This is a genomic window from Shimia sp. Alg240-R146, assembly GCF_947331465.1.
GTDB lineage: Bacteria > Pseudomonadota > Alphaproteobacteria > Rhodobacterales > Rhodobacteraceae > Shimia.
Window position 1 is genome coordinate 177,087 of sequence record NZ_CAMZOK010000001.1, and the last position, 25,607, is coordinate 202,693.

Here is a 25,607-nt window from a genome sequence, read left to right on the forward strand (position 1 = left end):
TTCACAGAAAACACTGAATTTCGATCAGATAGCCGTTCGGATCGCGAACAAAAAACGAATAGATGCCAAATCTGTCCATTTTCTCCGGGCGCCCCTGCAGATTTACACCCGCCGCCTCAAGTCGCGCGAACCAGACATCCACCGCTGCGACGCCATCGACCAACAATGTGATCATACCGCCCTCAGGGGCCACGACACGATCTTCAAAGGTTTCACACACCCCGATCCGCGCGCCCTCAGACGTAGCAAAAATCATCGCTGCGCCTGCATCCAAAAGCACCTCAAGACCCAGCGCGTCCCGATAGAACGTCACGCAAGGCGACAAGCTTTCCGTATAGACCCAACTGATCTGACCCGTGATTGCATTCATGCCGCTCTCCTGACGCTACCCTTTGGTGCATACTGATCAGAGCCCAGCGCGACAATGGCTGACCTGGACAGACCACTTCGCCGACGCGCTCCCGCCCCTTCGGGTTGGGCCTGGCCGCACCACCGCGCGGCAGAGTGTTGTGGGCCGCAACGCGCGGTGCGGTAACCACCATCCAGCCGTGTTTCTGCACCGACGCGATACCGACGTAATACTGATGGAATACAGACCCGCAAAAACCCGACGATTCAAAGTGTTAAAAATTGAGGCAAGGTGCCCCGTTGCGACTTGCTCCACAATCAGATTAGATCGCCGCGATACACATCTTCAGGACCTCCCAAAATGGATCTTCGCGCTATCGGCATGGGGCTGCTCTTTGCCTTCATCTGGTCCTCGGCCTTTACGTCTGCGCGCATCATCGTGGCTGACGCGCCTCCCTTGGCGATCTCATCTATCCGCTTTGCCATCGCAGGCCTGATCGGTGTCGCCATCGCCCGCGCTTTGGGCCAAACATGGCACCTGACCCGCGCCCAATGGCGGGCGACGCTGATCTTTGGCCTTTGCCAGAATGCCTTGTATTTGGGGCTAAACTTCACCGCGATGACCACGATTGAGGCCTCACTGGCGTCCATCATCGCCTCCACCATGCCGCTGCTGGTTGCCTTTCTCGGATGGGTCGCGCTTGGGGAAAAGCTCAGCCCAATGGCCGCCATCGGCATGGTGCTCGGATTTGGTGGCGCGGTCCTGATTATGGGCGCACGGATGGAGCAAGGCGTTGATATGTTTGGCGTTATCCTCTGTGTTATCGGCGCGTTGGCGCTGGCTATCGCCACACTCACCGTGCGCGGCGCCTCTGCTGGCGGCAACGTCATGATGATTGTTGGCCTGCAAATGTTCGTCGGCGCGATTGTGCTGTTCGCAGCGTCGCTGGCCTTTGAAACATGGGAGTTCAACTGGACACCCCGCATGCTCACGGCGTTGACCTATACCATCTTCGCTCCGGGGCTTCTGGCCACATGGATCTGGTTCGCGCTGGTCGCCCGCATCGGCGCAGTCAAAGCCGCTACCTTCCACTTTCTGAACCCGTTTTTCGGCGTCGCCATCGCCGCCGTGATCCTTGGTGAAACGCTTGGTTTCTTTGACATTATTGGCGTTGCCATCATCGCGACGGGCATCCTTGCCGTACAGCTTTCGAAACAATCGCACACGCCCAAGTGAAGCCGCGTCAGCGCGGTTTGATATGACAAAAGCCGCATGTGTTGGCACAACATGCTTATGGAATTTGTCTTTGCATATGGCGCGGGTCTGCTGACCCTGATCAACCCCTGCGTGGTTCCGGTGCTGCCGATCGTGCTGGCCACCGCTTTGCAAGCCAGCCGCCATGGCCCCGCCGCATTGGCCTTGGGCATGAGTATCAGCTTTGTTGTGCTTGGCATGGCCGTGACCGTCTTTGGGCACGCCATTGGTCTGACACCTGAAACCCTCGCCCGCGGTGGCGCCGTCCTTATGATGGTCTTTGGTGCCATCCTGCTTATCCCACAGTTTTCAATGGCGTTTTCCACCGCTACCGCCGGCGTTGCTGCGCAGGCTGACGGCACGCTTGACGCGGTGGACCGCTCCACATTGCAAGGCCAATTCCTTGGCGGCCTGCTGTTGGGCGCGGTGTGGTCGCCCTGCATCGGGCCCACTCTTGGCGGGGCGATTTCACTCGCCAGTCAGGGTGAAAGCCTCGGCAGCGCCGCGCTGATCATGGTGGCTTTCGCCGCTGGCGTGTCGACCCTGATCCTTGGTCTTGGTTATGGCGCCCGGTCGGCTTTGCAAAGCCGCCAGGACCTGATGCGCCGCATCGCGGCCAAATCCCGCCCCTTCATGGGCGCGATCTTTCTGCTCACCGGCCTCGCGCTGTTTTTCAACCTTCACCACATGATCGAATTTTGGTTGGTCGGCATCTTGCCCACCTGGTTGCTCGATCTGTCTGTATCCCTCTGATCAAAAGGATTTTTCAATGAACCGTCGCACTTTCCTCACAACAACCGTCGCCGCCTTGGCCCTGCCTGTCGTCGCGCAGGCCACCACAAACTACACACCTGGCCTTGTGAAAAAACGCCTCGCTGCAGGCGAAACCGTGTTTCTGGTTTTTGGCACCGAATGGTGCACCACCTGCGCCGCGCAAGACCGCGCCATCAACGCCTTGATGCAGTCCAATCCGGACTATGACGCCAAGGTCACTTTCATCCACGTCGATTACGATCAGTACGGTCAATCCGATCTGGCGAAAGAGCTGAAAATTCCCCGCCGCTCGACCCTCGTGGTGCTCAAAGGAAGCGAAGAACTTGGCCGCATCGTGGCAGGCACCTCCAAAAAACAGATCAAAGACCTGATGGACATTGCCCTGTCCGCAACCGTGGCATGACAGGCCGCACATCTACCGAGGCGTGTGTGCGCCTCGGATTGATCCAGACAATGCAAACATAGACACCGCCTATGTAAAACATTGGAATTTTCTAGGATCAAACCTTGGTTTCTCATTGCTAAGCTGCCCGTCACGCCAAACCAACGGGAACCGCCTGATGACCCAGACACTTGATATGTCGCGCAGCAAAGCCAGCCCCGTGGGCGAGGAAAGACCGCGCCGCTTCGTGTTTTTGCTGCTCCCGGAGTTTTCGCAAATCAGCTTCGCTTGCGCGCTCGAGGCGCTGCGCATGGCAAACGGATTTGATGGGCGCAAACATTTTGACTGGCACGTGCTCAGCAGTGATGGCACGCCTGTCGCGGCCTCAAGCGGTCTTGCCCAAATAGTCGACGGCGACCTTACAGAACTGGACCGTCAAGACACGCTGATCGTCTGTGGTGGGGACAACATCGCCACCCATTCCACACCTCAAGTGCTCAATTGGATCCGCCGCGAGGCACGGCGTGGTGTGCGCGTCGGCTCTGTTGCAAGCGCCACCTATACCCTCGCATTGGCTGGCCTGTTGACCGGCAAGCAAGCCACCGTGCATTGGGATTTTCACAACGCTATGGCCGAAAGCTTCCCCGGCATCGACCTGTTAGAACGGGTTTTTGCAATTGACGGACAGCACTTCACCTGCGCCGGCGGTGCGGCCTCGATGGACTTGATGCTTTATCTGATCGAGCGGGACCACGGCCGCGACCTTGCCAATCACGTGGCCGAGAAAATGGTCTACTCCGCGCCGCGCAGCCCGCACCACAACCAGCGCCTGTCGCTGCAACTGCGCGCCGGCAAACGCAGCAGCAAACTGACCGAAGCCGTGGAAATCATGAATGCCAACATCGAAGCGCCCCTGACCCCGTCCGAGGTCGCCACCGCCGTTGGTCTGTCCTCCCGCCAGCTCGAACGCCTGTTTCGCAAACACCTCGGCACCACGCCCAAAACCCACTACACCGGCCTTCGTCTGCGCAAGGCCCGCGACTTGATGTTTCAAACCGAAATGAAGCTCAGCGAAATTTGCTTTGCCTGCGGCTTCAACAGCCAGACCCATTTCTCCAAAGCCTACCGCGCATCCTTCGGCGTATCGCCGAGCCGCGACGATGGCCGGTTCGAACCCGCTACTCTGCGCGTCAGGTCGCGGACGATCACTATGGCTTGACCCTCCTGCGATAACTCTTTTCAAAGTAGTCTCACGTACCATATCCCCGTAGTGAGGTCGGGCAAACAAAGGCCCCAGACAAGGAGACGCGCATGACCAAGTATTTCAAAGACCCCGACGTGGTCGCCACGCTGACCGACGAACAGTTCTGGGTCACTCAGGAAAGCGGCACCGAACGCCCCGGTTCTGGCAAGCTTTTGTACAATCATGAACCTGGTATTTACGTCGACGTGGTCTCGGGTGAACCGCTGTTTGCCAGTTCTGACAAATACAACTCCGGCTGCGGCTGGCCCAGCTTTACCAAGCCCATCGAAACCACCAATGTCGCTGAATCCCACGATACGACACATGGCATGGTCCGCACCGAAGTGCGCTCCGCGCACGGCGACAGCCACCTTGGCCACGTTTTTCCGGACGGCCCCGCAGATCGCGGCGGCCTGCGCTACTGTATCAACTCCGCCTCGTTGCGGTTCGTGCATCGCGACGATATGCAGGCCAAGGGCTACGGCGCCTATCTCGACCAAGTAGAGGAGATCGACCAATGAGCGAACGCGCAGTTCTGGCCGGCGGCTGTTTCTGGGGCATGCAGGATTTGATCCGAAAAATGGACGGCGTGCTGTCCACACGGGTGGGATATACCGGCGGCGATGTGCCCAATGCGACCTACAGGGACCACGGAACCCATGCCGAAGGCATCGAGATCACCTTTGATCCGGCGCGCATCAGCTATCGCAAATTGCTGGAATTCTTCTTTCAAATTCACGACCCGACCACGCCGAACCGTCAGGGCAATGATCTTGGCATGTCGTATCGCTCTGCGATCTATTTCACGGACGACGCGCAAAAAGCCTGCGCCATCGACACCATCGCTGATGTCGAGGCGTCTGGTCTTTGGCCCGGCAAAGTGGTGACCGAAGTTGAACCGGTTGGTGACTTCTGGGTCGCAGAAGAGTTTCACCAGGACTATCTGGAAAAGAACGCAAATGGCTATACCTGCCACTTTGCGCGTCCGGACTGGGTGCTGCCAAAACGTGACGTTTCCGCCTAATCAGAGACTGTTTTAGGTCGGCCGCCTTGCGCTATCCCTCTGCGACGCGGGGCCGACCGGACGCTTCGACTGTGATCGTCGCCTCTATAAAGACCTCGCGCGCTTCTGCCATCGCGCGGGTCACGTCCCGCTCTGCACGCACCCGAATGCTCTGAGCACCCGCAGCCTCTGCGTCTGCACGCGCAAGCTCGGACAAATGCGTTTCCAGCCGCGTCAAAGCCTCTTCTTCGCTCAAAAAGTCTTCGAGCCCCACCTCCAGATGCACCCGAAATTTGCCTTCGCTGAGCGCGGTCACTGTACCCGCCCGTCGAATGGTTACACGGCCCACAACCGCGCCAATCGCGTTTGCCACGCCGCCGTGTTCTGGCAACTTCATCGCACAGCCCAACTGTTCCGCCACCGCCGGATAATAACTCCCCGCAGATGCCCCCAATCCGATCACCGCGCTTGCTAACCCGGTCTCAAGCCGGATCAAACCACGATGCCCGCCGTTTAGCCCCCGCTGCATCAAAACATGTCGCGCCAACCGTTCTGGCGGCAGATCAAACCCCAAGTCCTCTTCGGCAAAACCAGTCTCTAATAGGGCCAAACCTGTCTGATGTGTCAGTTGGTCTACAATGATCTTCGCCAAATCCTCAGGCTCCGGTGCCAACATCTGTCCTGCACCAGTGCGCCGTCGTCCAAACAACCGCAACGCCTTTTCCGCCGCCACCTGATCCCAAGCATTCACCTTGCCCAAAACGTGGGATGCGTCCGACGGCGTCACGCCAGCAACTTGCACAAGCCCACGTGTCACCAAGCGCCGCAATGCCTTGATCTCAATCCGGTTGCGCAGCACATCTCCCAAAGGAGTGACACCGGACCCAATCCGGCCAAACAACGCAGCCTCCCGGTCAGACAACCCAACAGGCTGCGCACCTTTCAGGGCGCGCACAAATCGCCCGTCATGTTCTCCCGGCACGGCCCGCACCAACTGCGCATCAAGCGCGGCGTGCACGCCGTCATGGTCATCCAGCGCCATCAGCGACACCGGCACCAACCGCCTTGGTCCAAGCGTCACACCGCCTTGCAGCCCTTCGGACACAAAATGCACCTCGCTGTCGCCGCCAAGACCAAAAGTGCGCATCGCTACGGCTTCTACCATGGTGCGAAACGGTCCGACCTGCGCACCGTCAGGATCAATCGCTGGCCGCCCTCCGCGCAACACAGCCACATCCGTAGTGGTGCCGCCAATGTCGCTGACCAATGCGTCGTCCGCCTTGGTCAACCACCGCGCCCCCACGATCGACGCCGCCGGTCCACTCAGGATGGTCTCAATCGGCCGTTCCCGCGCGAAAGCAGCGGAAATCAGCGCGCCGTCTCCGCGCACCACCATCAGCGGCGCGGTCACGCCTAGCGCGTTCAACTGCGCCTCGGCGCGTGAGATCAACCGATCAATCATGCCAATCAACCGCGCATTCAAAAGCGCGGTCAAAGCCCGCTTTGGCCCGTTCAATTTGGCCGACAAATGATGTGACGCACTCACGGGCCGCCCGGTCAACGCTGCCACCAACGCCGCCGCCTGTTGTTCGTGCGCCGGATTGCGCGTCGCAAATTGCGAGGCCACAGCAAACCCGCTGACCGCCGCGCCGTGTACGCCCACCCAATCGCGCAAGGCCGGCTGATCCAAAGGCGCGACTTCACCGCCCGCATGATCGTGTCCACCCGCCAGAACCACCACGGGATCACCGGCCAACGCCTCATCCAGCCCGTGTTTCTTCAAATCTGCGGCGTCAAAGCCAATCAAAATCAAGCCGACGCGCTCGCCTTGCCCCTCGACCAACGCATTGGTCGCCAATGTCGTGGACAGCGACGCCAACGTCACATCGCTCGGATTGACCGCAGCCTCGGTCAGAACTGCCGACACCGCCGCGCCGATACCCTCGGCAAGGTCGTGCCGCGTCGTCAACGCCTTGGCGCTCGCAATCACATCGCTTTCGTCGCGGATCAAAACCGCATCTGTATAGGTGCCGCCGGTATCGACGCCCAAAGACAAGCTCATCTTGCCATTATCCTTCTTGTTCGCTGTGAAACGGATAGCGAGGCAACGCCCGCTCGACCAGCCTGTTTGCGACACCAGAAAGAGATGTGCCCGTCACACGAGTCCGATGTCCTCGCCCAAAGCACCAGTCAAGTCGGACCAACCCTTTCGACCCATGCTTTTGTAGTGAAATGGGGCGCAACACCGCACCCGATGCAAAAAAATCCGTTTTAGTGTGAACCATCTGTGTTCTTCGACGTAGACTATGTATGCTGACCTTAAACATAGATCCCAAATGTGCAGTGTCCCACCCACCGGACGCGCCGAGACGCGAAAGAAAATTGGTGCCGCAAAAGACTCCAGAGCTTTCAGAGAACACGGTCTTGATGATCGCGGTTCGTGACCAGAGAGACCGGGACGCTTTTGCATCGCTTTTTGATTTCTTCGCTCCTCGGCTGAAGGGTTTCATCATGCGCTCTGGCACCTCCAATCACCAAGCCGAAGAGCTTGTGCAGGAGGTCATGCTGACTGTCTGGCGTAAGGCGGAACAATTTGACCCACATCGGGCGCAAGTGTCTGCATGGATCTATCAAATCGCCAGAAACCGGCAAATCGATTTGTTCCGCAAGGAAAGCCGCCCCGTGCCGGAAGAGTTGAAAGAAGACCCCGCAAGCGAACCCGATGCCAGTCAGCTTCTGGCCGTTGAGCAAGAAGCCGGTCATCTGCGCAAAGCGCTTGCAGAGCTTAAGCCGGATCAGCGGCACATCATTGAAAAGGCCTACCTCGGAGAGCTGACGCATCAGCAGATCAGCGAAGAGACCGGCCTGCCCCTTGGAACAATAAAATCTCGCATCCGGCTTGGACTGGAGAGATTGAGACATGAGTTAAAGGATCTCAAGACATGAGCGCCATTTCACATCACATACCCGATGCGATGCTGACGGCTTATGCAGCGGGCACACTGCCTCACGCCTTTTCGGTTGTTGTGGCAAGTCATGTATCCCTGTGTCTCCAGTGCCGCGCAGCGCTAGAGGCGCATCAATCCGTGGGCGGTGCGATTCTGGAAAGCAGGGAAAAAGTTTCCGTGTCCAGCAGTCTGAAATCGGACTTGTTGGCGCAACTTGATGCGCCTTTCCGCCCTGAACCTGTCTATGATCGGTCTGGCGTGTATCCCGGCCCCGTCATGGAAGCTCTGAAAGGACGTGCACCGAAATGGAAGAGTCTCGGTATGGGCGTGCGTCAGGACATTATCTCCGCTGGCGATGAGGGGTCGGTGCGCCTGCTCTATATCCCACCTGGGCAGGCCGTTCCGGATCACAGCCACAATGGGCTGGAGCTGACCCTCGTGCTGCAGGGGAGCTTTAGTGATGAAACCGGCAAGTTCGGTGTTGGTGACCTTGAGATCGCAAACGAAGATCTGGAGCATACCCCAACTGCTGATGAGGGCGAGCCATGTATTTGTTTGGCGGCAACCGATGCACCGCTGAAGTTTGCTGCCTTCATGCCCCGATTGCTTCAACCGTTGTTTCGGATTTAGGCATCTGTCCCACACCAAAGGTTCCACCAGATTGCAAATCTGAACACCCGATATCCCTCTCTACACTGTGATGACAGCCGGAGATTTCTTACGTGTTTCAAGCCACAGAAGTCGCGGTGAATGACCGGATGCAATCCGGCTATACCTACATGCGAACCGCGCCGGTCGGCGAGGCTTTTGCAGACACATTCAAGCCGCACTTTTCTCCGCAAGAGATGTTGGAAATGGGTGTGTTTGAGGGGCGCTATATGGGCGACTGCACCAAAGAGTTCCCACCTGAGTGGTTTGCAAATGCCAAGCTAAGTACCAAGGCCGATGTGTCGCTGAACTACTTTGGCGTCAAAAGCCGGCAACCCCTAAGCACGTGGCGCGAAAAGGGATGGATATATGGCCCAGATCCGCGCGGCTGGTTCCAATGGTATTGTCGGTATTACATGGGGCGGCGTCTGGATGATGTCGACCTCATCCAGATCAAACGCTGGCGCGCCTTTTCCCGCCACGCAGGTCAGATACGCGCAAACTGCTACCCCGGAGACATCTTTTGCCGTCCCCGCCAACGGCAGGGGCTGCTTCAGTGGGCTTACGACCCGTTTATCTGAGGCCGAACCGCCTATTTGAAGCCAAGAGCCAAGAAATCGGGCAAAAGGGAATACAGGCGAAGAATCCATGAAAATGGCGCAGGGAAATCCGTGCGAAAGCGCCGCTTCCGCATGGCGCGCGCAACCTTTGCCGCGGCCTTTTCGGGCGACATAAGCATCGGCATTTTGAAGGTGTTTTTCCGGGTCAGCCGTGTGTCAATAAAGCCGGGATTCACCAGCCGAACCACAATCCCACTGCCCGCCAAATCATGACGCATGGTTTCGGCCAAGCTGCGCAAAGCTGCTTTGCTGGCGCCATAGCCGATCGAATTAGGTAGCCCACGATAGGCCGCCAACGATCCAATCAAAGTCACGTCACCTTTACCGGCATTCAAGAAAGTCGGAATGATCTGTCCCAAAATGCGCATCGCACCCATAAAGTTCACGTCACACATCGTGAGAGCAGCGTCGGCGTCCCAATCCGAGGCGTTCATAGGGTCATAAGCGCCTGCATTGTAAATCACGCCGTCGATGTCACCGACCTCGGCAATGGCACCACGTACAGATTCGGCATCGGTCACATCCATCGCCAACACACGTGAGCCAGGTATATCTGCGCTCAGACTTTCCAGCCGGTCAGCACTGCGCGCAGACAACACCAGATGCGCGCCCTCGGCAGCCAACGTTCGCGCCAAGGCGCGCCCAAGCCCCTCACTCGCGCCGATAAGCCAGTAGGTTTTTCCGGAAATTGGGATCATTTTGATGTGGCTTCAACCGATGTATTGTTTGAAATCAGTACATCCGGTGCGGGTGGCTTCTTCAGGAAGGGCGCCTTTTTCACATACAGCTTCAAGGCTTGCCAATGGATTAGGGTTAGCACACGCAATGCTCCGAACGGACGGCGTATTGCGGCCCAAAGCAGCGATGCCGACGTCGCCGGACGTCTTGGTCCGGAAAGCGTGGCCAAGACCCCTTCGCTGCCGTTTTCATACGAAATTCGAATATCGATTTTGCTATCCGTGAATTCGAAATTGAAAAAGTAGCGGCCCGAAATTTTCTGAAACGGCGAGACATGCATAAGCTTGTCCGCGCTGATACGATCCGATTTTCGTATCGGCCGAAAGTCGTCATGCGCACAAAAGTAGCAGTGCCGATCCCCGAAGGTGTTGTTAACCTCAGCGACGAAAGCCACAAGTTGTCCGCCCTTCAAAGCGATCCAGAAGCTCACCGGATTGAAATGCGTCCAAAGAAAGCTGGGCTGGGTCAGCAACAACAGCCGCAAGTCAGACACAGGCGCACCGCGCTCTTCCAGAATGTCACGAAACCACGCCACTCCACGCCCCTGATTGATCGCACCACCATGTTTGTGATCCCACACCGAAAACAAGTTGAACTGGTTGCGCGACAGAAGGCTTGGATTGCTCCCGGAGTCCGGATCGCACAGCACATAATCTACGCCGTAACTGAAGGCGTTTTTGATCGGCCCGCGTCTGGCGTGAAAGCTTTGGCTCTGAATATGTTCCATCATATCAAGGTTACGCACGTCGGTGTCAGCTGGATCAAATTTCAACAAGACAATTTTAGTCAAATACATGATCCTGCACAAACCCTCCAAAACTCTGAAAACAGGCGTTTTTTGATCCAGTGCGAGAGTCCGCGCGTAACGGTCTCAAATACGCATGAAATGAGGGCCAAATGTTTGACCAGACCCACGGTGGACGAAAAAAGATAGCAATTGTTGGCGGAGGCATCTCCGGCCTTTCGGCCGCTTACTACTTGTCACCCAACCACGACATCACACTTTTTGAAGCCGCTCCAAGACTGGGCGGCCATGCGCGCACGGTATTGGCCGGAAAAAACGGCGATCAACCCGTCGACACAGGATTTATCGTCTTCAACTATGTGACGTACCCATTTTTGACGCGCCTGTTTCGTGATCTGGATGTGCCAGTGATCAAAAGCGAAATGAGCTTTGGCGCCTCAATCGACGACGGTCGCCTCGAATACGGACTGAACACCCTTCGGGCCATTCTTGCTCAAAAGCGCAATATCTTTCGGCCACAGTTCTACAAAATGATCGCCGACATCGTGCGGTTTGGCCATCGCGCCGAAGCAGCCGCACAGGATCCGGACAAAACCATCGATGAGCTGGTCACAGAGCTGCGATTGGGCAAGTGGTTTCGCAACTACTACCTGATGCCCATGTGCGGTGCGATCTGGTCGACACCCGTGAGCGACGTTGGCCAGTTCCCTGCCAAGTCCCTCGTGCAGTTTTTCCGCAACCACGCCCTTTTGGCAGGCATGCCCGAGCATCAATGGTGGACCGTCAAAGGCGGCAGCATCGAATACGTGCGTCGTTTGGAAACCGCGTTGGTGGCGCGCGGATGTACGTTGCACAAACAAGCGCCTGTGACATCGGTCACGCGCGGCCCATTTGGCGTGAAAATCTCGGCCCAAGGCCACGCAAGCGAGACATTTGATGAAATCATTCTGGCCTGTCACTCAGATCAGGCAATGACCATTTTGGGTGCCGACGCGACCTCGGCTGAGCAAGACGCCCTGGGCAGCGTTCGCTATCAAACCAACAAGGCCGTGTTGCATTGCGACGCCAACCAGATGCCGAAAAGAAAGCAGTGCTGGTCAAGCTGGGCGTACCGGTCCCAAGACGGCGATATTGGCGTCACTTATTGGATGAACAAACTGCAGGCCATTCCCGAGTCCGACCCGCTTTTTGTCACTCTCAACCCGTCCAAGGAAATCCCCGAGGCCAAGATCTACGACTCCGTGGAATACGCCCACCCAATTTTCGACGGGGCCGCGCTGAAGGCCCAGCAAACCATCCGCGACATGCAAGGTCACAACCGCACTTGGTTCGCAGGTGCTTGGAACCGTCACGGGTTTCATGAGGACGGCATTGCCAGCGCAATGCGGATTGTCGACGAGATCAACCAAATTCAACAACCACAGGAGGTTGAGGTATGTCTCTGACCACCAAGGCATTGAAATCAAAGTTTCTGTCCACCTGCGAACAGCTGCATGAAGGGCGCCTGACTTTGCGCACACCAGAAGGCGAGACGTATCGTTTTGGCAACACGGGTGATGAGGCTGAACTGGTCATTCGCGACTGGGCGGCCGTGTCCGCTCTGGCGGCCCACGGACAAGTCGGCCTGGGCGAAACCTATGTTCAGGGTCTGTGGGAAACACCCTCGATCGAAGGTCTCATGAGCCTCGCAATGCGTAATCGCGATCACTTCCCAACCTACGACAAAGGCAAGTTCGTGAACCGCGCAAAGTTCCGTTTGGTCGACACCGTTTTGCGGGCCAACTCCCGACGCGGTTCCCGGAAAAACATCCGGTCGCACTATGATGTCGGAAACGAATTCTATCAGCTTTGGCTGGACGACGGCATGACTTATTCCTCGGGCATATTCGACGGCACCGACCAAGATCTGGGCCGCGCTCAAATCCGAAAAAATGCGCGCGTGCTGTCCAAACTGGGCAATGGAGAGCGCACGCTCGAGATTGGGTGCGGCTGGGGCGGGTTTGCGGATGCCGCAACACGGGACGGTCGCAATGTGACAGGGGTCACAATTTCTCGAAATCAACACAGCTACGCCGAATGTCGGCTGGACGGCCGCGCCGATATTCAGCTGCGTGATTATCGCGACATTGACGGCACTTTCGACAACATCGTTTCAATCGAAATGATTGAAGCCGTCGGCGAAAAATACTGGCCCAGCTACTTCGCGACGCTCAAGCGCAGCCTCGCGCTTGGAGGGCGGGTGGTTCTGCAAGCGATCACCGTGAAAGACAGCTTTTTTGAGACCTATAAATCCTCATCTGACTACATCCGCCAGCATGTGTTTCCGGGTGGGATGTTGTTGTCCGACCAGGTGATCGCGGCGCAAGCAAATGCGGCTGGGCTGCAGGTGCGCGACTCCTTTGGCTTCGGACAGGACTATGCCACCACTTGCCGGATTTGGGCTGCACGGCTTGCGGGACAAAAACGCGCCATTTCGGAAATGGGATATGGCGAAGAATTTCAACGCAACTGGCAATACTACCTTGAAATCTGCGCGGCCTCTTTTGCCATTGGTCACACCGATGTCGTGCAAGTCGAGCTGGCCCATGCGTAGACTAGCGGCGATCATAGCAGGCTTGGTTTGCGCGCTTCCGGCCTATGCCTCTTCGGTGGAACGGGAACTGTCGGGCGCGCAAATGCGCGGCGCAGCAACGTTTCGATATGTTGGAGTATCCCTTTATGAAGCGCGGCTTTACACCAAAGGCGGCGCAGAGCTGAATTGGGGCGAGGATTTTGCGCTGGAAGTGACCTACCTGCGCAACCTCAAAGAGCGCGCACTTATCGACAGCACAATGAATGAATTCACGCGCGCCGGACCTGCCTTGCCGGTCCGAGACAGGCTTGAAGTCTGTTATCAGGATGTGCGCAAGGGCGACACCTACCTCGCGGTGTCTAACGGGCCGGACACGCTTGAATTCTGGCTGAATGGCGATCCCGTGTGCACGCTGCGGTACCCACAAATCAAAACACGATTTATGGCCATTTTCCTTGGCAACAACACCCGCTCCAAATCTTTCACAGCGCAGCTCAAGGGGCAGTGATGATTTACCCACGGGTCAGCCTTTTTGCCGCGATGTTGGCGATGGCGGGTATTCCCCTCTATATCCATTTGCCACGGTTCGCCTCCGTGGAGCTTGGGATCACGCTTGCCGCTCTCGGCCCTTTGTTGCTGCTTATTCGGGTTGTGGATTTGGTGCAGGACCCGGCGATCGGTTGGGCAATCGACCGTTGGCCCAATGCGCAAAACCTGTTCGCGATGCTGGCAGCTGCAGGCCTGGCAATCGGCTTTCCCTTGCTGTTTACGCTCCAATCAGGACCCTATCTCGTCGTGAAATTGGTCGGCGTGCTTGTCTTGCTGTTTTCCGCATACAGCCTTGGAATGATCCTTTTGTATGGTCGCAGCGCGACCCTTGCGGTGCGGCCGGAACGGGAAAACCTGATAACCCTAGCCGCCTTTCGCGAGGCTGGAATGCTCACCGGCGTGATTGTTGCTGCCGCGGCGCCTTCTGTTTTGGTCACAATGGGAGCGGCCGACCAGGGATACCGCGCCTATGGCTTATTCCTCGGCGCGCTGGCCGTCGGGCTTTGGGTTGTCACGATGCCAATGTGGCGCCGGCCGCCCGTCGCGGGCGAACATGTAACGGTCGCGGGTTTGGCCGATGCAGGCGCACTGAGATTGTTGGCTTTGGCCTTGGTCAACAGCTTACCGGTTGCAATTACCTCCACGCTATTCGTGTTTTTCGTCGAGGACCGCTTGCTGCTGGAGGGCATGGCCGGACCGTTGCTAATCCTTTTCTTCCTAAGTGCCGCGGCCAGCGTTCCCGTTTGGACAAAGGCGAGTCTCAGATTTGGCGCAAAGGCCGTGCTTCTCTTGGCCATGCCGCTCGCAATCCTCAGCTTTGTGGGCGCGGCAGCTTTAGCGCCGGGAAATCTGGCTGGCTTTGCGATTGTCTGCTTGATGTCGGGGGCCGCTTTGGGGGCTGACATGGTTCTTTTGCCCGCCATGTTTTCTGTTGCGCTGAACAACGCCGGACTAAACGCATCGCTTGCATTTGGCATCTGGTCCTTTGCCGGAAAATTGGCGTTGGCGCTGGCAGCATTCACAATGCTGCCTCTTCTGGATTTCAGCGGCTTTGTCCCCGGAAAATCAAACTCTGTGCAAGCCTTGACGGCACTCACTGTCGCCTACGCTGTCATACCTTGCGGTCTTAAACTCGGTGCCTTGGCGCTTGTGTGGTCACTTCCTTCAAAGGAACCTTCTGTATGAAACTGTTGTCTCTGTTTTTCTTTGCCGTCGTCTGTTTGGCTGTTGCCAAGCATATGTTTTGGAGCTTTCGCGCTCAGAACCCTAAAAACTACGCCGAAACAAACCCCGCATTCTCGCTCAAGCAACACTTGTCCGGCGACATTTTGTCGGAAGGGATCATTTTTGGGCCCAATGGCAGAATGACAAACAGTTTCGTCGCCAATATGCACGGCGCATGGGACGGAAACTCCGGGACATTGAGTGAAAATTTCGCTTATTCCAACGGCACCAAACAAGTTCGCAAATGGTATTTAAGTCTGGGCGAAAACGGCGCCTTTACAGCGACGGCTGACGACATCGTCGGCGAAGCTCAAGGGCAGGTGTCGGGATCGACGGTGAAAATGCAGTACAGAATTGTGTTGCCGGAACAGGCCGGTGGTCAGACGTTAGATGTCACGGATTGGCTGTATCTGACGGAAAACGGCACCATAATGAACAAGTCCGAATTGCGAAAATTTGGACTGAAGGTCGCGGAACTCAACGCCACCATGCGTCCAACTGCCAAGGAATCGGATTGACCACAGCCGCACAGGTTCATCCAGCGCAGCCTAGGTGACAGATACCTGTGCGCCGAGAGCAATCCGATCGATTTTCCTAAAATTCAGCCTCTCCGTGCAATACGTCTAAAATTAAGCATCAATCAACAATTCTCGTCTACGGCTCTCCTAACGGAATCAAGGACGCAGGAATGCTCTTACTTAAACGGTTGATACTCTGCCTGTCGTGGCTAATGCCGGCTCAGGCGACCCTTGCGGAGACCCTCGTGCTGGGTAGTCTTGAGAACGATGTGCGTCGCCAGTATTCAAATTTCGAATTGCTCGCCCGCTACCTCGAAGACACCCTGTCTGACACAGGCATCTCCAGCGTCGAGATCGCAGTGTATCGCGACGAACAGACCTTTATTGACGCGTTCTCCTTTGGCGAAATCGATCTCTATTTCGACAGCCCTGTCATTGCCGCCAAACTGTCTCGCGCCGTCGACGCCAAGCCTTTGTTGCGCCAATTCAAAGAAGGTGACGCCGCCTATCACTCCCACATCGTTGTGCCTCGTGACAGCCCTGTGCAGACAATCAAAGACCTGAACGGCCTCAAGATCGCTTTCGAAGAGGCCGATTCCTCGTCCGGTTTCCTGATGCCCGCCGATGTCATCACCAGCGCCGGAGGCGAACTGGTCAGGCTGCGTTCCCGCAAACGCGACGTGCCAGAGGGCAAGATCGGCTATGTATTCACCGGTGATGGCAACAATACGATGTATTGGTTGACCCGCGGCTGGACCGACGCCGCCGCACTGCATGATCGGGAAATCAACCATATTGAGACCGTGTTTCCCGGCCAGTTTCGGGTCATCAAGACCAGCCCTTCGATGCCACGTCAGGTCGTCATGCAAGGCCGCCATGTAGACGCCGATCTCTCCGCAGCGATCAAACGCACCCTGCTCGACATGCACAAAACCGAAGAAGGCCGCGTGGCAATCGGCGCATTTTTTGGAACAGAACGCTTTGTGCCTTTTGCTGATGGGCGCGCCGCGTTTGTCCCACTCTTGGACATCATTGACCGACTGACTTACGCCAAGGTGATTGCCGCCACTCCCAACACAGCCCCCAAAAACGCAAGGTGACCTCAGTGAGCATCTCCACTTCTTCTGACACGCCGACAGTTTGGCGCAAAGTCACCTACGGGCTGGAACGGCGGATGCTGTTTTACTTTGGCGCCCTGTTCACCACATGCGTTGCGTTGTTGTTCTATTCCAATGCGATCACTCAGCAGAACCTCGTCGAGGAACGCTTCAAGCAGCGGGCCTCGTCACTGGCGCATATGATCGTCGAGGTCTCCCTGCCATATCTATTTGAAGGTCACCCCTCAGAATTGGACGTGATATATGAGGAGTTAGAAGGACAGCCAGAAATTCTGTCTCTGTCCTTCGTAGACGAAAACAGCCGCTTGCTTGTTGCAGGCGCCAAAAAGCAACACACGCTCTTTCTCGGTGAAGTGGATGACCCGCTTGTAAACAAGGCACAATCTACCTCCAACGTGGCTTATCTCGTGGGACAGGAAGAAATCAATGTCGCGATCCCGGTTATCTACGGGAATTTCAATTTCGGCACGATCCGCGTAGATTTTGATGGCAGCATTCTCCATCGGGAAACCGGTGTTCTACGCCAAAAGAACATCGCTCTTGCCAGCCTTTTCATCCTCGCTGGTCTGTTGATGAGTTTCTTCCTGTCGCGACGTCTGACGACACCTCTCGCCAAATTGACACAAGCCACCGAACAGGCGGCCGCAGGGCATTTGGATCACCGCATTTTCATTCACACAAACGACGAAGTCGAAAGCCTCGCTTCGTCGTTCAACACGATGATGGATCGCCTCGCGGAGCGCGTGAAAAACCTCGAAGATACCAAAGAACAACTCAAAGTCTTCGGCGACGAAGTGCAAAAGAAAAACCAACAGCTGCAAGTCGCTGTGGAAACTGCACAACACGCCGAGACCGCCAAATCCCAGTTCCTAGCCCGCATGAGTCATGAAATCCGCACGCCCATGAACGGGGTGCTTGGCATGGCGGAATTGTTGTCAGATACCGACCTTACAGCCGCGCAGCACGGGTTGTTGGAATCGATGCATTCCTCAGGCTCGTCCCTGTTGAACATCATCAATGACATTCTGGACTTTTCCAAGATGGACAGTGGCCACATGACGGTGCGCAGCGAACCCTGCAAACCAGAAGATATCATTGAAGAAACGGTTCAGGTTTTGGCGTTTCAGGCGTCCGATGCCGGCGTTGATCTGGTCACGCGGATTGACCCTGAATTGCCGGAATTCATCCTCGGCGACAGCCCGCGACTTAAGCAGATCATCATCAATCTTGCGGGCAATGCCCTGAAATTCACAGACGATGGTTATGTGATGATCGATGCCCGCCGCACGCAGGGTGAGGACGGCACACCGATGATGCAAATCAGTGTGTGCGACACCGGCGTCGGAATCCCGCAAGACAAACTCGCCACCGTGTTTGACCAGTTCACGCAGGTCGACGGTAGTTATAGCCGCAAGCATCAGGGCACAGGCCTTGGCCTGGCCATCGCCAAAGGCTTTACCGAATTGATGGGCGGCCGCATTTGGGCAACGTCCTGCACCGGTGAAGGCTCCAAATTCTGCTTTGCGATCCCAATTTTGGAACCTGAGAAAGTGGACTTGCCTACGTCCGAAAAAATCGACCTCAAAGGCATGCGGACGCTGGTGGTACAAAACGACTCTGTGGCGCTTTTTGTGACCAACGAAAAGCTCAACAACTGGGGCGCCGCCAGTGAAAGCTTTGAAAACGGTGGCGCCGCATTGACCGCCCTCAGGGAAGCAACGCAATCGAAAACCCCTTTTGATGCCGTGCTGATCGAGGCCAAACTGCCAGACATGAATGCCGACACCTTCTTGCGCGCATGCCGCGCACTAAAAGGCGTTGCGCAGCCGCGGGTGATCTTCATCAACGACTTGAAAGAGTCTTTCACGCCTTGCTGTGACGGCGACATTTTCCCCGACGCGGAACTGCAAAAACCGCTGATCTCCGGCAATATTTTGCGGGCATTGACCGGCAACGAAACCAAAGTCGTAGATGCCATTGCCCCAACGCCAACAAGGAATCAGACGCAAAACGCACAGTCGCAGACGTCACGCGCTCAAAATAACATGAAGCCTATCCTGATCGTGGACGACAACCGCACAAACCGAAAGCTGATCGAGATCTTCCTTGAGCGTCAGGGCGTGCCATACGCCTCGGCTGAAAACGGGGTAGAAGCGATCACTCAGGCGGAAACCCTGCAACCAGATCTGATTCTGATGGACGTCAGCATGCCGGTGATGAACGGTCTTGAGGCTGCCCGCTCGATCCGGCACCGCGAAGAGGCGGCCAACGTGACCCCGACGCGTATCATCGGCCTCACTGCCCATTCTGCGCCCGAGGACCGTCAGGCCTGTCTTGATGCCGGGATGAATGACCACATGGCCAAGCCGGTAAAACTCGCCAAGCTCAGACAGATTGTGGCAGAGCTGCAATAATCACGCGCAAAACCGATTGCCAGACTCAAAAGGGGCAGGCCCATCGCCTGCCCCTTTTGTCTCATTAAGAATACCGCGCTCAAACGGCTGTTTTGGTAGCGTCCGTATCGACCTCTTCGGCCTCGACCTCAACAGTGTCCCCGTCAACCTCGGCGTCGACATCGTCTTCCGACTGATCCTCCAGCGCACCAACGATCAACGGCAGCATACCAATGCCTGCGGCCGACAAACCTTCTGTCTCCGGCGGTGCGGTCCAACTCAGCGTGTCAAAGCTGCCGCAATTGGTACAGGTCGGCGCCCATTCCGCGTGAATGTTGTGACAGGTGTCACATATCCATTGCGGACCGCGCGGCGCCGTCAGCGCCTTGGCGAGATAGCCTTTGACCACGGCGTCGCTGCCGCCTTCTCCGCGTTCGATTGCCGCCATAATGGTCAGGGCGCGCTGTGTTGGCTCGGTCTCAAAAAGATCGCCCAGCGCCCGGCGAGCACCAGGAAAATCCTCCGCCGCAATCATCAGTTCTGCGTTCAGCAGGCGGGTTTCCGAATGATCCGGCGTCGCCTTGGTGAGCGTTTTGAACCGTTTGATCCGCGCATGCGGGGTTTCGTCAGGCTCAATCGCTGCAAAAGCCGCCGCGAGATCCGGATGCGGGCTCACGTCCCATGTTTTGCGCAGCAGGCGCGTCGCATTCCGTGGTCGCCCTTGATCGACATAGCCTTTGGCCGCCAACACCGCTGCAGGCACCAGATCGGGTGACAGGCGGTTGGCCTCAATCGCCCGCTCACGCGCTTCGATCGAGTTGGCGTCATCCACAATGCCCTTGGCCTCGCCGAGCGCCAGAACAGCGTCGCGGCGACGATGTACGTCTCGCGGCATTGTGCCATGTTTGAGCTTCGCATTCAGCGTGCCACGTGCGCCGCTCCAGTCTTCGTTTTCCGTCTGCAAGCGCAGCAAAGTGTCCTGCACTTCCTCATGGCGCGGCTTCAGGGCAAAAGCCGTTTCCGCCAGCTTCAGCGCCACATCGGTTTTGCCTTCATCCAGCTTCTGTTTCATCAGCCCGCGCACCCCAACAAACCGAGTACGCTCGTCCGTTAGCAAAGTTTTGTAGACTTCTTCGGCCTTCTTGCCGTCGCCGCTCATCTCGGCCGCCTGCGCCACAATCAAATTGGTCAGCTCTGGCTTTTTAAGGAACTTCTGGGCCTTGCGCGCCTTGTCCATCGCCGCGCGCCCTTCGCCCGAAGCCAGCGCCATCAAACCATCCGCCAGCGCCTGATAGCCCTTTTTCTCGCGGTTGCGGTCAAAATAGCGGCTGATCGCGGTCTCATCGCCATTCAGGAACTTCAGTGTCGCAATCAAAAGCCCAAACAGCCTAATCACCAGCCAGGTCGCGGCCACCAGTGCAACAAGCGCCAGCGCGGTCTGGAACGGACCAAGGGTGAACTCAACGCCCCCCATGGTGATCATCACGCCGCCTTCGCTTTCCAGAAGGTGGATCGCGCCAAAGGTCACAGCACCGATGATGGCAACAAAAACAAGTATCTTAATCAAGGACCACAGCATGTTCAGACCTTCAGTTTGAGTTCAGGGCTTGCGCCAACGCGTCGGCGGCAGTTTTGGCCGCAAGGCGGGTTTGCGCCTCGGCGCGCCAGCCCTCCATCATGGCTTTGGGCGCCTCCGCGAGACTATCCAGTTCCGCCAAAGCCTCTGCCAGTTTACCGTCGCGCAGCGCCGCTTCTACCCGACTCAGGATCGCATCGGTATCACCGCCCTCTCGGACCTCAACAGAGCGCGCGCCCAATTGGTTTTTCAGAAAATTGCCAAGCTTGCTGCCCTGCGCGTCGTCAACCTTGTCAGCCCGCGCCTTAGCCAAAGCGGCCCGCGCGGCGTCGGGATAGCTTTCCAACAAGGCCGCAAGCGTGACGACACCGGTCTCCGCATGATCTGCCAGCGCTGCGCCCACCTCGGCGCCCGTCGCAGACCGATAATCCACCAAAGCACCGCTGAAAGCCGCACCGCTGTCGAGGGCAACCACGATCCGTGTCGCAGCCGACCGCGCCAACGCGGCCTTGGCTGACAAATCCGCCTTGTCCTTCAACTCGGCTGCATCTGCTTTCTGCGCAGCAACCAAGTCTTTCAGGTCATTCACTTCCCGCTCATAAGCCGCGATCGCCGCTGCGCCCAAACCTTCGTTCAGAGGACGTTTCTCGATGTCATTCAAGCGGGTTTCAAACCCGGCAACAGCATCAGACAAGGTTTGCAATTCCGCGGCTAATCCATCCACATCCGCGTGCAAACCAGCGATCTGCGCCACAGCGTCCGACACACCCTTCGCCGCTCCCGCAGCATCGTTCGTCGCCGCGCCAAGCTTGTCCTGCACGGCGGCCAACGCATCTTTCTGCGCCACCAGATCAGCCGTCACCTTGGCGATGGCGTCATCCGTCTTGGCCCCAATGCCAAGCTGATCGCCAAAATATACCGCACCGCCAAATCCAATTGCGGCCGCAACCACGCCGCCAAGCACCATCGGAAGGAACCCGCCGCGCTTCTCTGGGGCTGCAACTGGCATTGGCTCTACAAAACCCCCTTCATCGCTCACAGCTTCGTCGGCATAGGCGTCATAGTCCTCAGCCACGTCCTCATCAGCGACATCCGCCTCCCCGAACGTTTCCGCCTCAGCGTCTTCATCAGCCGCCTCATCGCTCTCTTCCGCTTCGGGATCGTTTAAAACAACCGACGCCTCGTCATGCGCGACAACCGTTTCATTTTCTGTCTCGTCAACAATCTCGGCGTCCTCGATCTCATCAACGTTGGCGTCGTCCGCCTTGACTTGATCGTCTTCCGGTTTGTTGGTCTTGTCAGAATTACCCACCTGAAGTCCTTTCGAATCCGGTTATTTCGCAGCAGCAGCACCAATCTAGGTCAGCTGTCAGCGGTCCTCAACATGATCTGATGCGTCTAACAGCCCCAACACAGCGTCAATCATCTCCGCCGCACTCGGATGTGCCACTAATTTCAGCACAAACGCATCCAGATCCTGCGCTTCCGCCGCCACCGCCGCGCTCATCGCGGCCACATACATCGGCGCCGAAACTTCGATCTTCGCCACCTCCGCTGCAAATTGCGCCGCTGAGCGGGGCGAGAAAAGGGGAACAATCACGGGGTTTTCCCGCATCAACAGTGCTTTTGCGTCCTCGGACAGGCCGCATAATTCCTGATCATAGACAATTGCTTCGCCGGTTGGCACCCCCGCCGCACTCAATCGAGTCGCCAAGTCGCCTCGCGCATACCGCCCCCTCAGGTGCAGCAGCGGCCCCTCAACAGCCCCGCGCTTCGCGTCGGCCAGAACCCGCCCGCACAGCGCCTCCGCATCGCCGCCCGCGGCCCGTGCCTGCCATCCGCGCGCCCGTGCGGCCTCGGCAGTTGCGTCGCCCACACACCACGCAGGCAAATTGCCATCCGCCATTGCCGCAACACCGCTCACCGAAGTGAAAATCACCCCTGACACCCCGTCCAACGATGGGGTTTCGCCCGTTGGCACAACCTTGATCAAAGGCGAGATCATCGCAGGCACCCCAATCCCCGCCGCGCGTATCGCCACCTCAAACCGCTCCGCCGCAGCCTGTGGCCGCGTGATCAGGATGGATGGGGACAAATCACTCATGAAAAAGGCGCCGGGATTGTTTGAGCCGCCTTCCGGTGTTACCTGCCACAAGGCACAGGCGCAACGGCAAGGACACATGACAAAGCCTCTCACCATCCTCGGACTGGAAAGCAGCTGCGATGACACCGCGGCAGCAATCCTGCGCCAATCCGGCGATCAGGCGCCTGAAATCCTTGCCTCCATCGTGCACGGCCAGACCGATCTGCACGCATCTTTTGGCGGTGTCGTGCCCGAAATCGCGGCACGCGCGCACGCCGAAAAACTTGATCACAGCGTCGAAGAAGCGCTCGCCGCTGCAAACGTAACACTGGCCGAAGTTGACGCCATTGCCGTCACCTCCGGCCCCGGTCTGATCGGCGGTGTCTTGTCTGCTGTGATGTGTGCCAAGGGCCTCTCGGCGGGCCTTAACATCCCGCTTGTGGGTGTAAACCACCTTGCCGGTCACGCTTTGACCCCGCGCCTCACCAATCAGGTTGCCTATCCTTATCTGATGCTTCTTGTATCCGGCGGCCACTGTCAGTTTCTGGTCGCGCACGGCCCGGAAGAATTCACCCGCCTTGGCGGCACCATCGACGACGCTCCCGGCGAAGCTTTTGACAAAACCGCGCGCCTGCTTGGTCTGCCACAGCCCGGCGGCCCATCGGTGCAAGCCGAGGCGCTCAAAGGCAATCCAAAAGCCTACCGCCTGCCCCGCCCTCTGCTGGATCGGCCCGGCTGCGACATGTCTTTCTCTGGTCTCAAGACCGCCCTACTGCGCGCGCGCGACGCGATCATTGCGGAAAAGGGTGGCCTCACAGTTCAGGACCGCGCCGATCTTTGCGCCAGCTTCCAAGCTGCCGTCGTGGACGTGTTGGCCAAAAAAACCCGCCGCGCGTTGGCGGTTTATATGGCCGAAGCTCCCGCAGAACCTTTGCTCGCAGTGGCCGGCGGTGTGGCCGCAAATACCGCCATTCGCGCTGAGTTAGAGACTGTTTGTGCCGAAAGTGGCGCAGCTTTCACCGCGCCTCCTTTGGCGCTTTGCACTGACAATGCGGCGATGATTGCATATGCAGGATTGGAACGCTTCAAAGCAGGCGCACGCGATGACATGAGCCTGTCGGCCCGTCCTCGCTGGCCACTTGATCAAACCGCTCCGGCGCTTTTGGGCAGCGGCAAAAAAGGAGCCAAAGCATGATTTCCGTTCTCGGAGCAGGGGCCTTTGGAACTGCCTTGGCCATCGCTTTCGCCCGAAGTGGCACGCCCGTGACACTGTGGGCCCGCGACCCCAGCGCCGCCAAGGCGATGCAAGACAGCCGCCATAACCCACGCCTTCCCGGTGTTGAATTGCCAAAAACAGTCTCTGTTACTGCCCAATTCTCCTCTGCGCTCAACGATGTGGTCCTTCTTGCGGTTCCGATGCAAAAGCTGCGTGGCCTTCTAGAAACCCACCCGGAACTTTCCGGCCGAACGCTTGTTGCCTGCTGCAAGGGCGTCGAACTTGGCACACAACTTGGCCCGGTTGCCCTGATCCGAGACGTGCTGCCTGATGCAACACCTGCGATCCTCACCGGCCCCAGCTTTGCTGCCGATATCGCACGTGGTTTGCCGACCGCACTCACGCTGGCAAGTCCCGACGAGACCGTTGGAAAAGCGCTGCAGCAGAGACTGAAGTCACCGAACATCCGCATTTATCGCACCACCGACACCGTCGGTGCAGAGCTTGGAGGTGCCCTTAAAAACGTCATCGCCATCGCTTGCGGCATCGCCATTGGTGCCGGTCTTGGCGACAGCGCCCGCGCGGCTCTCATGACACGGGGCTATGCCGAAATGCAGCGTATGGCCCGCGCCCTTGGGGCGCAGCCCGACACCTTGGCGGGCCTGTCCGGCTTTGGTGACCTCACTTTGACGTGCTCGTCCGAACAATCACGCAACTTCCGCTTTGGCCTGTCGCTGGGTCGTGGCGAAGCCTTTGATCCCACCGTCACTGTCGAAGGCGCGGCCACAGCGACCGCCGCACTTGGCCGTGCCAAGACAATGCAAATCGATATGCCCATCACCGCCGCGGTGGTTGCGATCCTTCAAGGGGGCTTGCAAATCCGCGACGCCATGGAAATGCTGCTCGCAAGACCACCCAAAGAGGAATAACCGATGTTGATCGCCCTAATCGCCAAAGACAAACCCGGCGCGCTTGAAATCCGCAAAGCCAACCGCGACGCCCATGTCGCCTATCTCAAAGGCTCTGGCGACACGATCATGATGGCCGGTCCCTTTTTGGACGCCGCGGGCGACATGTGCGGCTCGCTGATCATTCTGAACGTCGCCGATATGGCCGAGGCACAGACATGGGCCGCCAACGACCCCTATAAGGCCGCCGACCTGTTCGAAAGCGTCGAACTGAAGCCGTGGAACAAGGTGCTGGGCTGATGCGCTACTGGCTGTTCAAATCCGAACCTTCGACCTGGGGCTGGGACCAACAGGTCGCCAAAGGGGACGTTGGCGAAGAATGGGACGGCGTGCGCAACTATCAGGCCCGCAATTTCATGCGTGAGATGGCCGTGGGGGACCGCGGCTTTTTCTATCATTCGCAAAAAGAGAGAGCCGTCGTCGGCATCGTCGAAGTCTGTGCCGAGGCCCACCCCGACAGCACCACCGATGACGATCGCTGGGAATGCGTCGACATCAAAGCAATCGCACCGGTCAAAACTCCTGTGACGCTTGATATGATCAAGACTGACCCACGGCTTACCGATATGGTTCTTGTGAAAAACTCCCGCCTATCAGTGCAGCCCGTGACCGAAGATGAATGGCAAATCATCCTTGAGATGAGCGGTTCTCAAAGCTGAATTATTAGGCATAATCCCCGCATAAAT

The 25,607-nt window shown here is 57.6% G+C and carries 27 protein-coding genes; 20 read left to right on the forward strand and 7 right to left on the reverse strand.

Annotated elements, in window-relative coordinates; translation table 11 throughout:
* Position 1: 1 nt before the first annotated feature.
* Positions 2-370 carry a VOC family protein gene (locus tag PG871_RS00860; protein WP_270725125.1) on the reverse strand — a complete coding sequence of 123 codons (369 nt, stop codon included), beginning with the start codon at positions 368-370 and terminating at the stop codon, positions 2-4.
* Positions 371-709: 339 nt separating this feature from the next.
* Here PG871_RS00860 and PG871_RS00865 point away from each other — a divergent pair, with 339 nt between their 5' ends.
* The 6 genes from PG871_RS00865 (at position 710) to msrA (ending at position 5,026) form a co-directional block, all read left to right on the forward strand.
* Positions 710-1,585: a DMT family transporter gene (locus tag PG871_RS00865; protein WP_270725126.1), complete on the forward strand. Its 876-nt coding sequence runs from the start codon at positions 710-712 to the stop codon at positions 1,583-1,585.
* 57 nt (positions 1,586-1,642) lie between these two features.
* Entirely contained in the window at positions 1,643-2,356 is a 714-nt protein-coding gene (locus tag PG871_RS00870; RefSeq protein ID WP_270728640.1) for a cytochrome c biogenesis CcdA family protein, read from the forward strand.
* Positions 2,357-2,372: 16 nt separating this feature from the next.
* Complete coding sequence (locus tag PG871_RS00875) at positions 2,373-2,780, forward strand: thioredoxin family protein (RefSeq protein WP_270725127.1); 408 nt, start codon at positions 2,373-2,375, stop codon at positions 2,778-2,780.
* 157 nt (positions 2,781-2,937) lie between these two features.
* Positions 2,938-3,978, forward strand: coding sequence for a GlxA family transcriptional regulator (locus PG871_RS00880; RefSeq protein ID WP_270725128.1), 1,041 nt, complete (start codon positions 2,938-2,940; stop codon positions 3,976-3,978).
* 92 nt (positions 3,979-4,070) lie between these two features.
* Complete coding sequence (msrB, locus tag PG871_RS00885; RefSeq protein WP_270725129.1) at positions 4,071-4,523, forward strand: peptide-methionine (R)-S-oxide reductase MsrB; 453 nt, start codon at positions 4,071-4,073, stop codon at positions 4,521-4,523.
* Positions 4,520-5,026 (forward strand): peptide-methionine (S)-S-oxide reductase MsrA, encoded by a 507-nt coding sequence (msrA, locus tag PG871_RS00890; RefSeq protein WP_270725130.1) that lies wholly within the window; start codon positions 4,520-4,522, stop codon positions 5,024-5,026. Before msrB ends, msrA begins: the two co-directional genes overlap by 4 nt.
* 31 nt (positions 5,027-5,057) lie before the next feature.
* Here the strand turns inward: msrA and PG871_RS00895 are convergent, their stop codons facing one another.
* Complete coding sequence (locus PG871_RS00895; RefSeq protein ID WP_270725131.1) at positions 5,058-7,067, reverse strand: hydantoinase/oxoprolinase family protein; 2,010 nt, start codon at positions 7,065-7,067, stop codon at positions 5,058-5,060.
* Between the two features lie 248 nt (positions 7,068-7,315).
* On the opposite strand from PG871_RS00895, the gene PG871_RS00900 reads away from it, so the two are divergent.
* The 3 genes from PG871_RS00900 to PG871_RS00910 all read left to right on the forward strand — a co-directional run bounded on the left by PG871_RS00900 (position 7,316) and on the right by PG871_RS00910 (position 9,182).
* Entirely contained in the window at positions 7,316-7,951 is a 636-nt protein-coding gene (locus PG871_RS00900; protein ID WP_443020452.1) for a sigma-70 family RNA polymerase sigma factor, read from the forward strand.
* Complete coding sequence (locus PG871_RS00905; RefSeq protein WP_270725132.1) at positions 7,948-8,583, forward strand: ChrR family anti-sigma-E factor; 636 nt, start codon at positions 7,948-7,950, stop codon at positions 8,581-8,583. The genes PG871_RS00900 and PG871_RS00905 overlap by 4 nt, the downstream gene beginning before the upstream one ends.
* 92 nt (positions 8,584-8,675) lie before the next feature.
* On the forward strand, positions 8,676-9,182 hold the full coding sequence (locus tag PG871_RS00910; RefSeq protein WP_270725133.1) for a hypothetical protein: 507 nt from the start codon (positions 8,676-8,678) through the stop codon (positions 9,180-9,182).
* 11 nt (positions 9,183-9,193) lie between these two features.
* Here PG871_RS00910 and PG871_RS00915 read toward each other — a convergent pair whose 3' ends face one another.
* Together PG871_RS00915 and PG871_RS00920 are read right to left on the reverse strand one after the other, a co-directional pair.
* Positions 9,194-9,919 carry an SDR family NAD(P)-dependent oxidoreductase gene (locus PG871_RS00915; RefSeq protein ID WP_270725134.1) on the reverse strand — a complete coding sequence of 242 codons (726 nt, stop codon included), beginning with the start codon at positions 9,917-9,919 and terminating at the stop codon, positions 9,194-9,196.
* Entirely contained in the window at positions 9,916-10,689 is a 774-nt protein-coding gene (locus tag PG871_RS00920; RefSeq protein WP_270728646.1) for a DUF1365 domain-containing protein, read from the reverse strand. Before PG871_RS00920 ends, PG871_RS00915 begins: the two co-directional genes overlap by 4 nt.
* A 167-nt stretch (positions 10,690-10,856) precedes the next feature.
* Here PG871_RS00920 and PG871_RS00925 point away from each other — a divergent pair, with 167 nt between their 5' ends.
* From PG871_RS00925 to PG871_RS00955, 7 genes are all read left to right on the forward strand, one after another.
* Entirely contained in the window at positions 10,857-12,149 is a 1,293-nt protein-coding gene (locus PG871_RS00925; protein WP_270725135.1) for an NAD(P)/FAD-dependent oxidoreductase, read from the forward strand.
* Positions 12,140-13,297 carry an SAM-dependent methyltransferase gene (locus PG871_RS00930; RefSeq protein WP_270725136.1) on the forward strand — a complete coding sequence of 386 codons (1,158 nt, stop codon included), beginning with the start codon at positions 12,140-12,142 and terminating at the stop codon, positions 13,295-13,297. The genes PG871_RS00925 and PG871_RS00930 overlap by 10 nt, the downstream gene beginning before the upstream one ends.
* Positions 13,290-13,784 (forward strand): hypothetical protein, encoded by a 495-nt coding sequence (locus PG871_RS00935; RefSeq protein ID WP_270725137.1) that lies wholly within the window; start codon positions 13,290-13,292, stop codon positions 13,782-13,784. The genes PG871_RS00930 and PG871_RS00935 overlap by 8 nt, the downstream gene beginning before the upstream one ends.
* On the forward strand, positions 13,784-15,010 hold the full coding sequence (locus PG871_RS00940) for an MFS transporter (protein WP_270725138.1): 1,227 nt from the start codon (positions 13,784-13,786) through the stop codon (positions 15,008-15,010). The genes PG871_RS00935 and PG871_RS00940 overlap by 1 nt, the downstream gene beginning before the upstream one ends.
* Positions 15,007-15,567 carry a DUF3833 domain-containing protein gene (locus tag PG871_RS00945; RefSeq protein ID WP_270725139.1) on the forward strand — a complete coding sequence of 187 codons (561 nt, stop codon included), beginning with the start codon at positions 15,007-15,009 and terminating at the stop codon, positions 15,565-15,567. Before PG871_RS00940 ends, PG871_RS00945 begins: the two co-directional genes overlap by 4 nt.
* A 170-nt stretch (positions 15,568-15,737) precedes the next feature.
* The gene (locus tag PG871_RS00950) at positions 15,738-16,667 is read left to right on the forward strand and encodes a phosphate/phosphite/phosphonate ABC transporter substrate-binding protein (RefSeq protein ID WP_270725140.1); all 930 of its coding nucleotides are present in this window, start codon (positions 15,738-15,740) and stop codon (positions 16,665-16,667) included.
* Positions 16,668-16,672: 5 nt separating this feature from the next.
* Complete coding sequence (locus PG871_RS00955; RefSeq protein ID WP_270725141.1) at positions 16,673-19,099, forward strand: response regulator; 2,427 nt, start codon at positions 16,673-16,675, stop codon at positions 19,097-19,099.
* Positions 19,100-19,178: 79 nt separating this feature from the next.
* Here PG871_RS00955 and PG871_RS00960 read toward each other — a convergent pair whose 3' ends face one another.
* From PG871_RS00960 to PG871_RS00970, 3 genes are read right to left on the reverse strand one after another with little or no spacing between them, the layout of a single operon-like run.
* Positions 19,179-20,657: a heme biosynthesis protein HemY gene (locus tag PG871_RS00960; protein ID WP_270725142.1), complete on the reverse strand. Its 1,479-nt coding sequence runs from the start codon at positions 20,655-20,657 to the stop codon at positions 19,179-19,181.
* 10 nt (positions 20,658-20,667) lie between these two features.
* A complete protein-coding gene (locus PG871_RS00965) occupies positions 20,668-21,966 on the reverse strand; it encodes a COG4223 family protein (protein WP_270725143.1) in 1,299 nt (432 codons plus the stop codon).
* Between the two features lie 57 nt (positions 21,967-22,023).
* Positions 22,024-22,758, reverse strand: coding sequence for a uroporphyrinogen-III synthase (locus PG871_RS00970; protein ID WP_270725144.1), 735 nt, complete (start codon positions 22,756-22,758; stop codon positions 22,024-22,026).
* A 76-nt stretch (positions 22,759-22,834) separates the two neighbouring features.
* Between PG871_RS00970 and tsaD the strand changes: the two genes are divergently transcribed.
* From tsaD to PG871_RS00990, 4 genes are read left to right on the forward strand one after another with little or no spacing between them, the layout of a single operon-like run.
* Complete coding sequence (tsaD, locus tag PG871_RS00975) at positions 22,835-23,932, forward strand: tRNA (adenosine(37)-N6)-threonylcarbamoyltransferase complex transferase subunit TsaD (protein WP_270725145.1); 1,098 nt, start codon at positions 22,835-22,837, stop codon at positions 23,930-23,932.
* Positions 23,929-24,882: an NAD(P)H-dependent glycerol-3-phosphate dehydrogenase gene (locus PG871_RS00980; RefSeq protein WP_270725146.1), complete on the forward strand. Its 954-nt coding sequence runs from the start codon at positions 23,929-23,931 to the stop codon at positions 24,880-24,882. Before tsaD ends, PG871_RS00980 begins: the two co-directional genes overlap by 4 nt.
* A gap of 3 nt (positions 24,883-24,885) precedes the next feature.
* On the forward strand, positions 24,886-25,161 hold the full coding sequence (locus PG871_RS00985) for a YciI family protein (protein ID WP_270725147.1): 276 nt from the start codon (positions 24,886-24,888) through the stop codon (positions 25,159-25,161).
* A complete protein-coding gene (locus PG871_RS00990) occupies positions 25,161-25,580 on the forward strand; it encodes an EVE domain-containing protein (RefSeq protein WP_270725148.1) in 420 nt (139 codons plus the stop codon). The genes PG871_RS00985 and PG871_RS00990 overlap by 1 nt, the downstream gene beginning before the upstream one ends.
* The last annotated feature ends 27 nt before the right edge of the window (positions 25,581-25,607 follow it).

Excerpts from the sequence above, each read along its gene's own strand:
- PG871_RS00985 (WP_270725147.1), top strand. The coding sequence starts at position 24,886 with ATGTTGATCGCCCTAATCGCCAAAGACAAACCCGGCGCGCTTGAAATC.
- PG871_RS00870 (WP_270728640.1), top strand. The coding sequence starts at position 1,643 with ATGGAATTTGTCTTTGCATATGGCGCGGGTCTGCTGACCCTGATCAAC.
- PG871_RS00860 (WP_270725125.1), bottom strand. The coding sequence starts at position 370 with ATGAATGCAATCACGGGTCAGATCAGTTGGGTCTATACGGAAAGCTTG.
- PG871_RS00900 (WP_443020452.1), top strand. The coding sequence starts at position 7,316 with ATGCTGACCTTAAACATAGATCCCAAATGTGCAGTGTCCCACCCACCG.
- msrA (WP_270725130.1), top strand. The coding sequence starts at position 4,520 with ATGAGCGAACGCGCAGTTCTGGCCGGCGGCTGTTTCTGGGGCATGCAG.
- PG871_RS00930 (WP_270725136.1), top strand. The coding sequence starts at position 12,140 with ATGTCTCTGACCACCAAGGCATTGAAATCAAAGTTTCTGTCCACCTGC.
- PG871_RS00865 (WP_270725126.1), top strand. The coding sequence starts at position 710 with ATGGATCTTCGCGCTATCGGCATGGGGCTGCTCTTTGCCTTCATCTGG.
- PG871_RS00970 (WP_270725144.1), bottom strand. The coding sequence starts at position 22,758 with ATGAGTGATTTGTCCCCATCCATCCTGATCACGCGGCCACAGGCTGCG.
- PG871_RS00960 (WP_270725142.1), bottom strand. The coding sequence starts at position 20,657 with ATGCTGTGGTCCTTGATTAAGATACTTGTTTTTGTTGCCATCATCGGT.
- PG871_RS00895 (WP_270725131.1), bottom strand. The coding sequence starts at position 7,067 with ATGAGCTTGTCTTTGGGCGTCGATACCGGCGGCACCTATACAGATGCG.
- tsaD (WP_270725145.1), top strand. The coding sequence starts at position 22,835 with ATGACAAAGCCTCTCACCATCCTCGGACTGGAAAGCAGCTGCGATGAC.
- PG871_RS00880 (WP_270725128.1), top strand. The coding sequence starts at position 2,938 with ATGACCCAGACACTTGATATGTCGCGCAGCAAAGCCAGCCCCGTGGGC.
- PG871_RS00920 (WP_270728646.1), bottom strand. The coding sequence starts at position 10,689 with ATGATGGAACATATTCAGAGCCAAAGCTTTCACGCCAGACGCGGGCCG.
- msrB (WP_270725129.1), top strand. The coding sequence starts at position 4,071 with ATGACCAAGTATTTCAAAGACCCCGACGTGGTCGCCACGCTGACCGAC.
- PG871_RS00945 (WP_270725139.1), top strand. The coding sequence starts at position 15,007 with ATGAAACTGTTGTCTCTGTTTTTCTTTGCCGTCGTCTGTTTGGCTGTT.
- PG871_RS00940 (WP_270725138.1), top strand. The coding sequence starts at position 13,784 with ATGATTTACCCACGGGTCAGCCTTTTTGCCGCGATGTTGGCGATGGCG.
- PG871_RS00915 (WP_270725134.1), bottom strand. The coding sequence starts at position 9,919 with ATGATCCCAATTTCCGGAAAAACCTACTGGCTTATCGGCGCGAGTGAG.
- PG871_RS00990 (WP_270725148.1), top strand. The coding sequence starts at position 25,161 with ATGCGCTACTGGCTGTTCAAATCCGAACCTTCGACCTGGGGCTGGGAC.
- PG871_RS00905 (WP_270725132.1), top strand. The coding sequence starts at position 7,948 with ATGAGCGCCATTTCACATCACATACCCGATGCGATGCTGACGGCTTAT.
- PG871_RS00875 (WP_270725127.1), top strand. The coding sequence starts at position 2,373 with ATGAACCGTCGCACTTTCCTCACAACAACCGTCGCCGCCTTGGCCCTG.
- PG871_RS00950 (WP_270725140.1), top strand. The coding sequence starts at position 15,738 with ATGCTCTTACTTAAACGGTTGATACTCTGCCTGTCGTGGCTAATGCCG.
- PG871_RS00980 (WP_270725146.1), top strand. The coding sequence starts at position 23,929 with ATGATTTCCGTTCTCGGAGCAGGGGCCTTTGGAACTGCCTTGGCCATC.
- PG871_RS00935 (WP_270725137.1), top strand. The coding sequence starts at position 13,290 with ATGCGTAGACTAGCGGCGATCATAGCAGGCTTGGTTTGCGCGCTTCCG.
- PG871_RS00925 (WP_270725135.1), top strand. The coding sequence starts at position 10,857 with ATGTTTGACCAGACCCACGGTGGACGAAAAAAGATAGCAATTGTTGGC.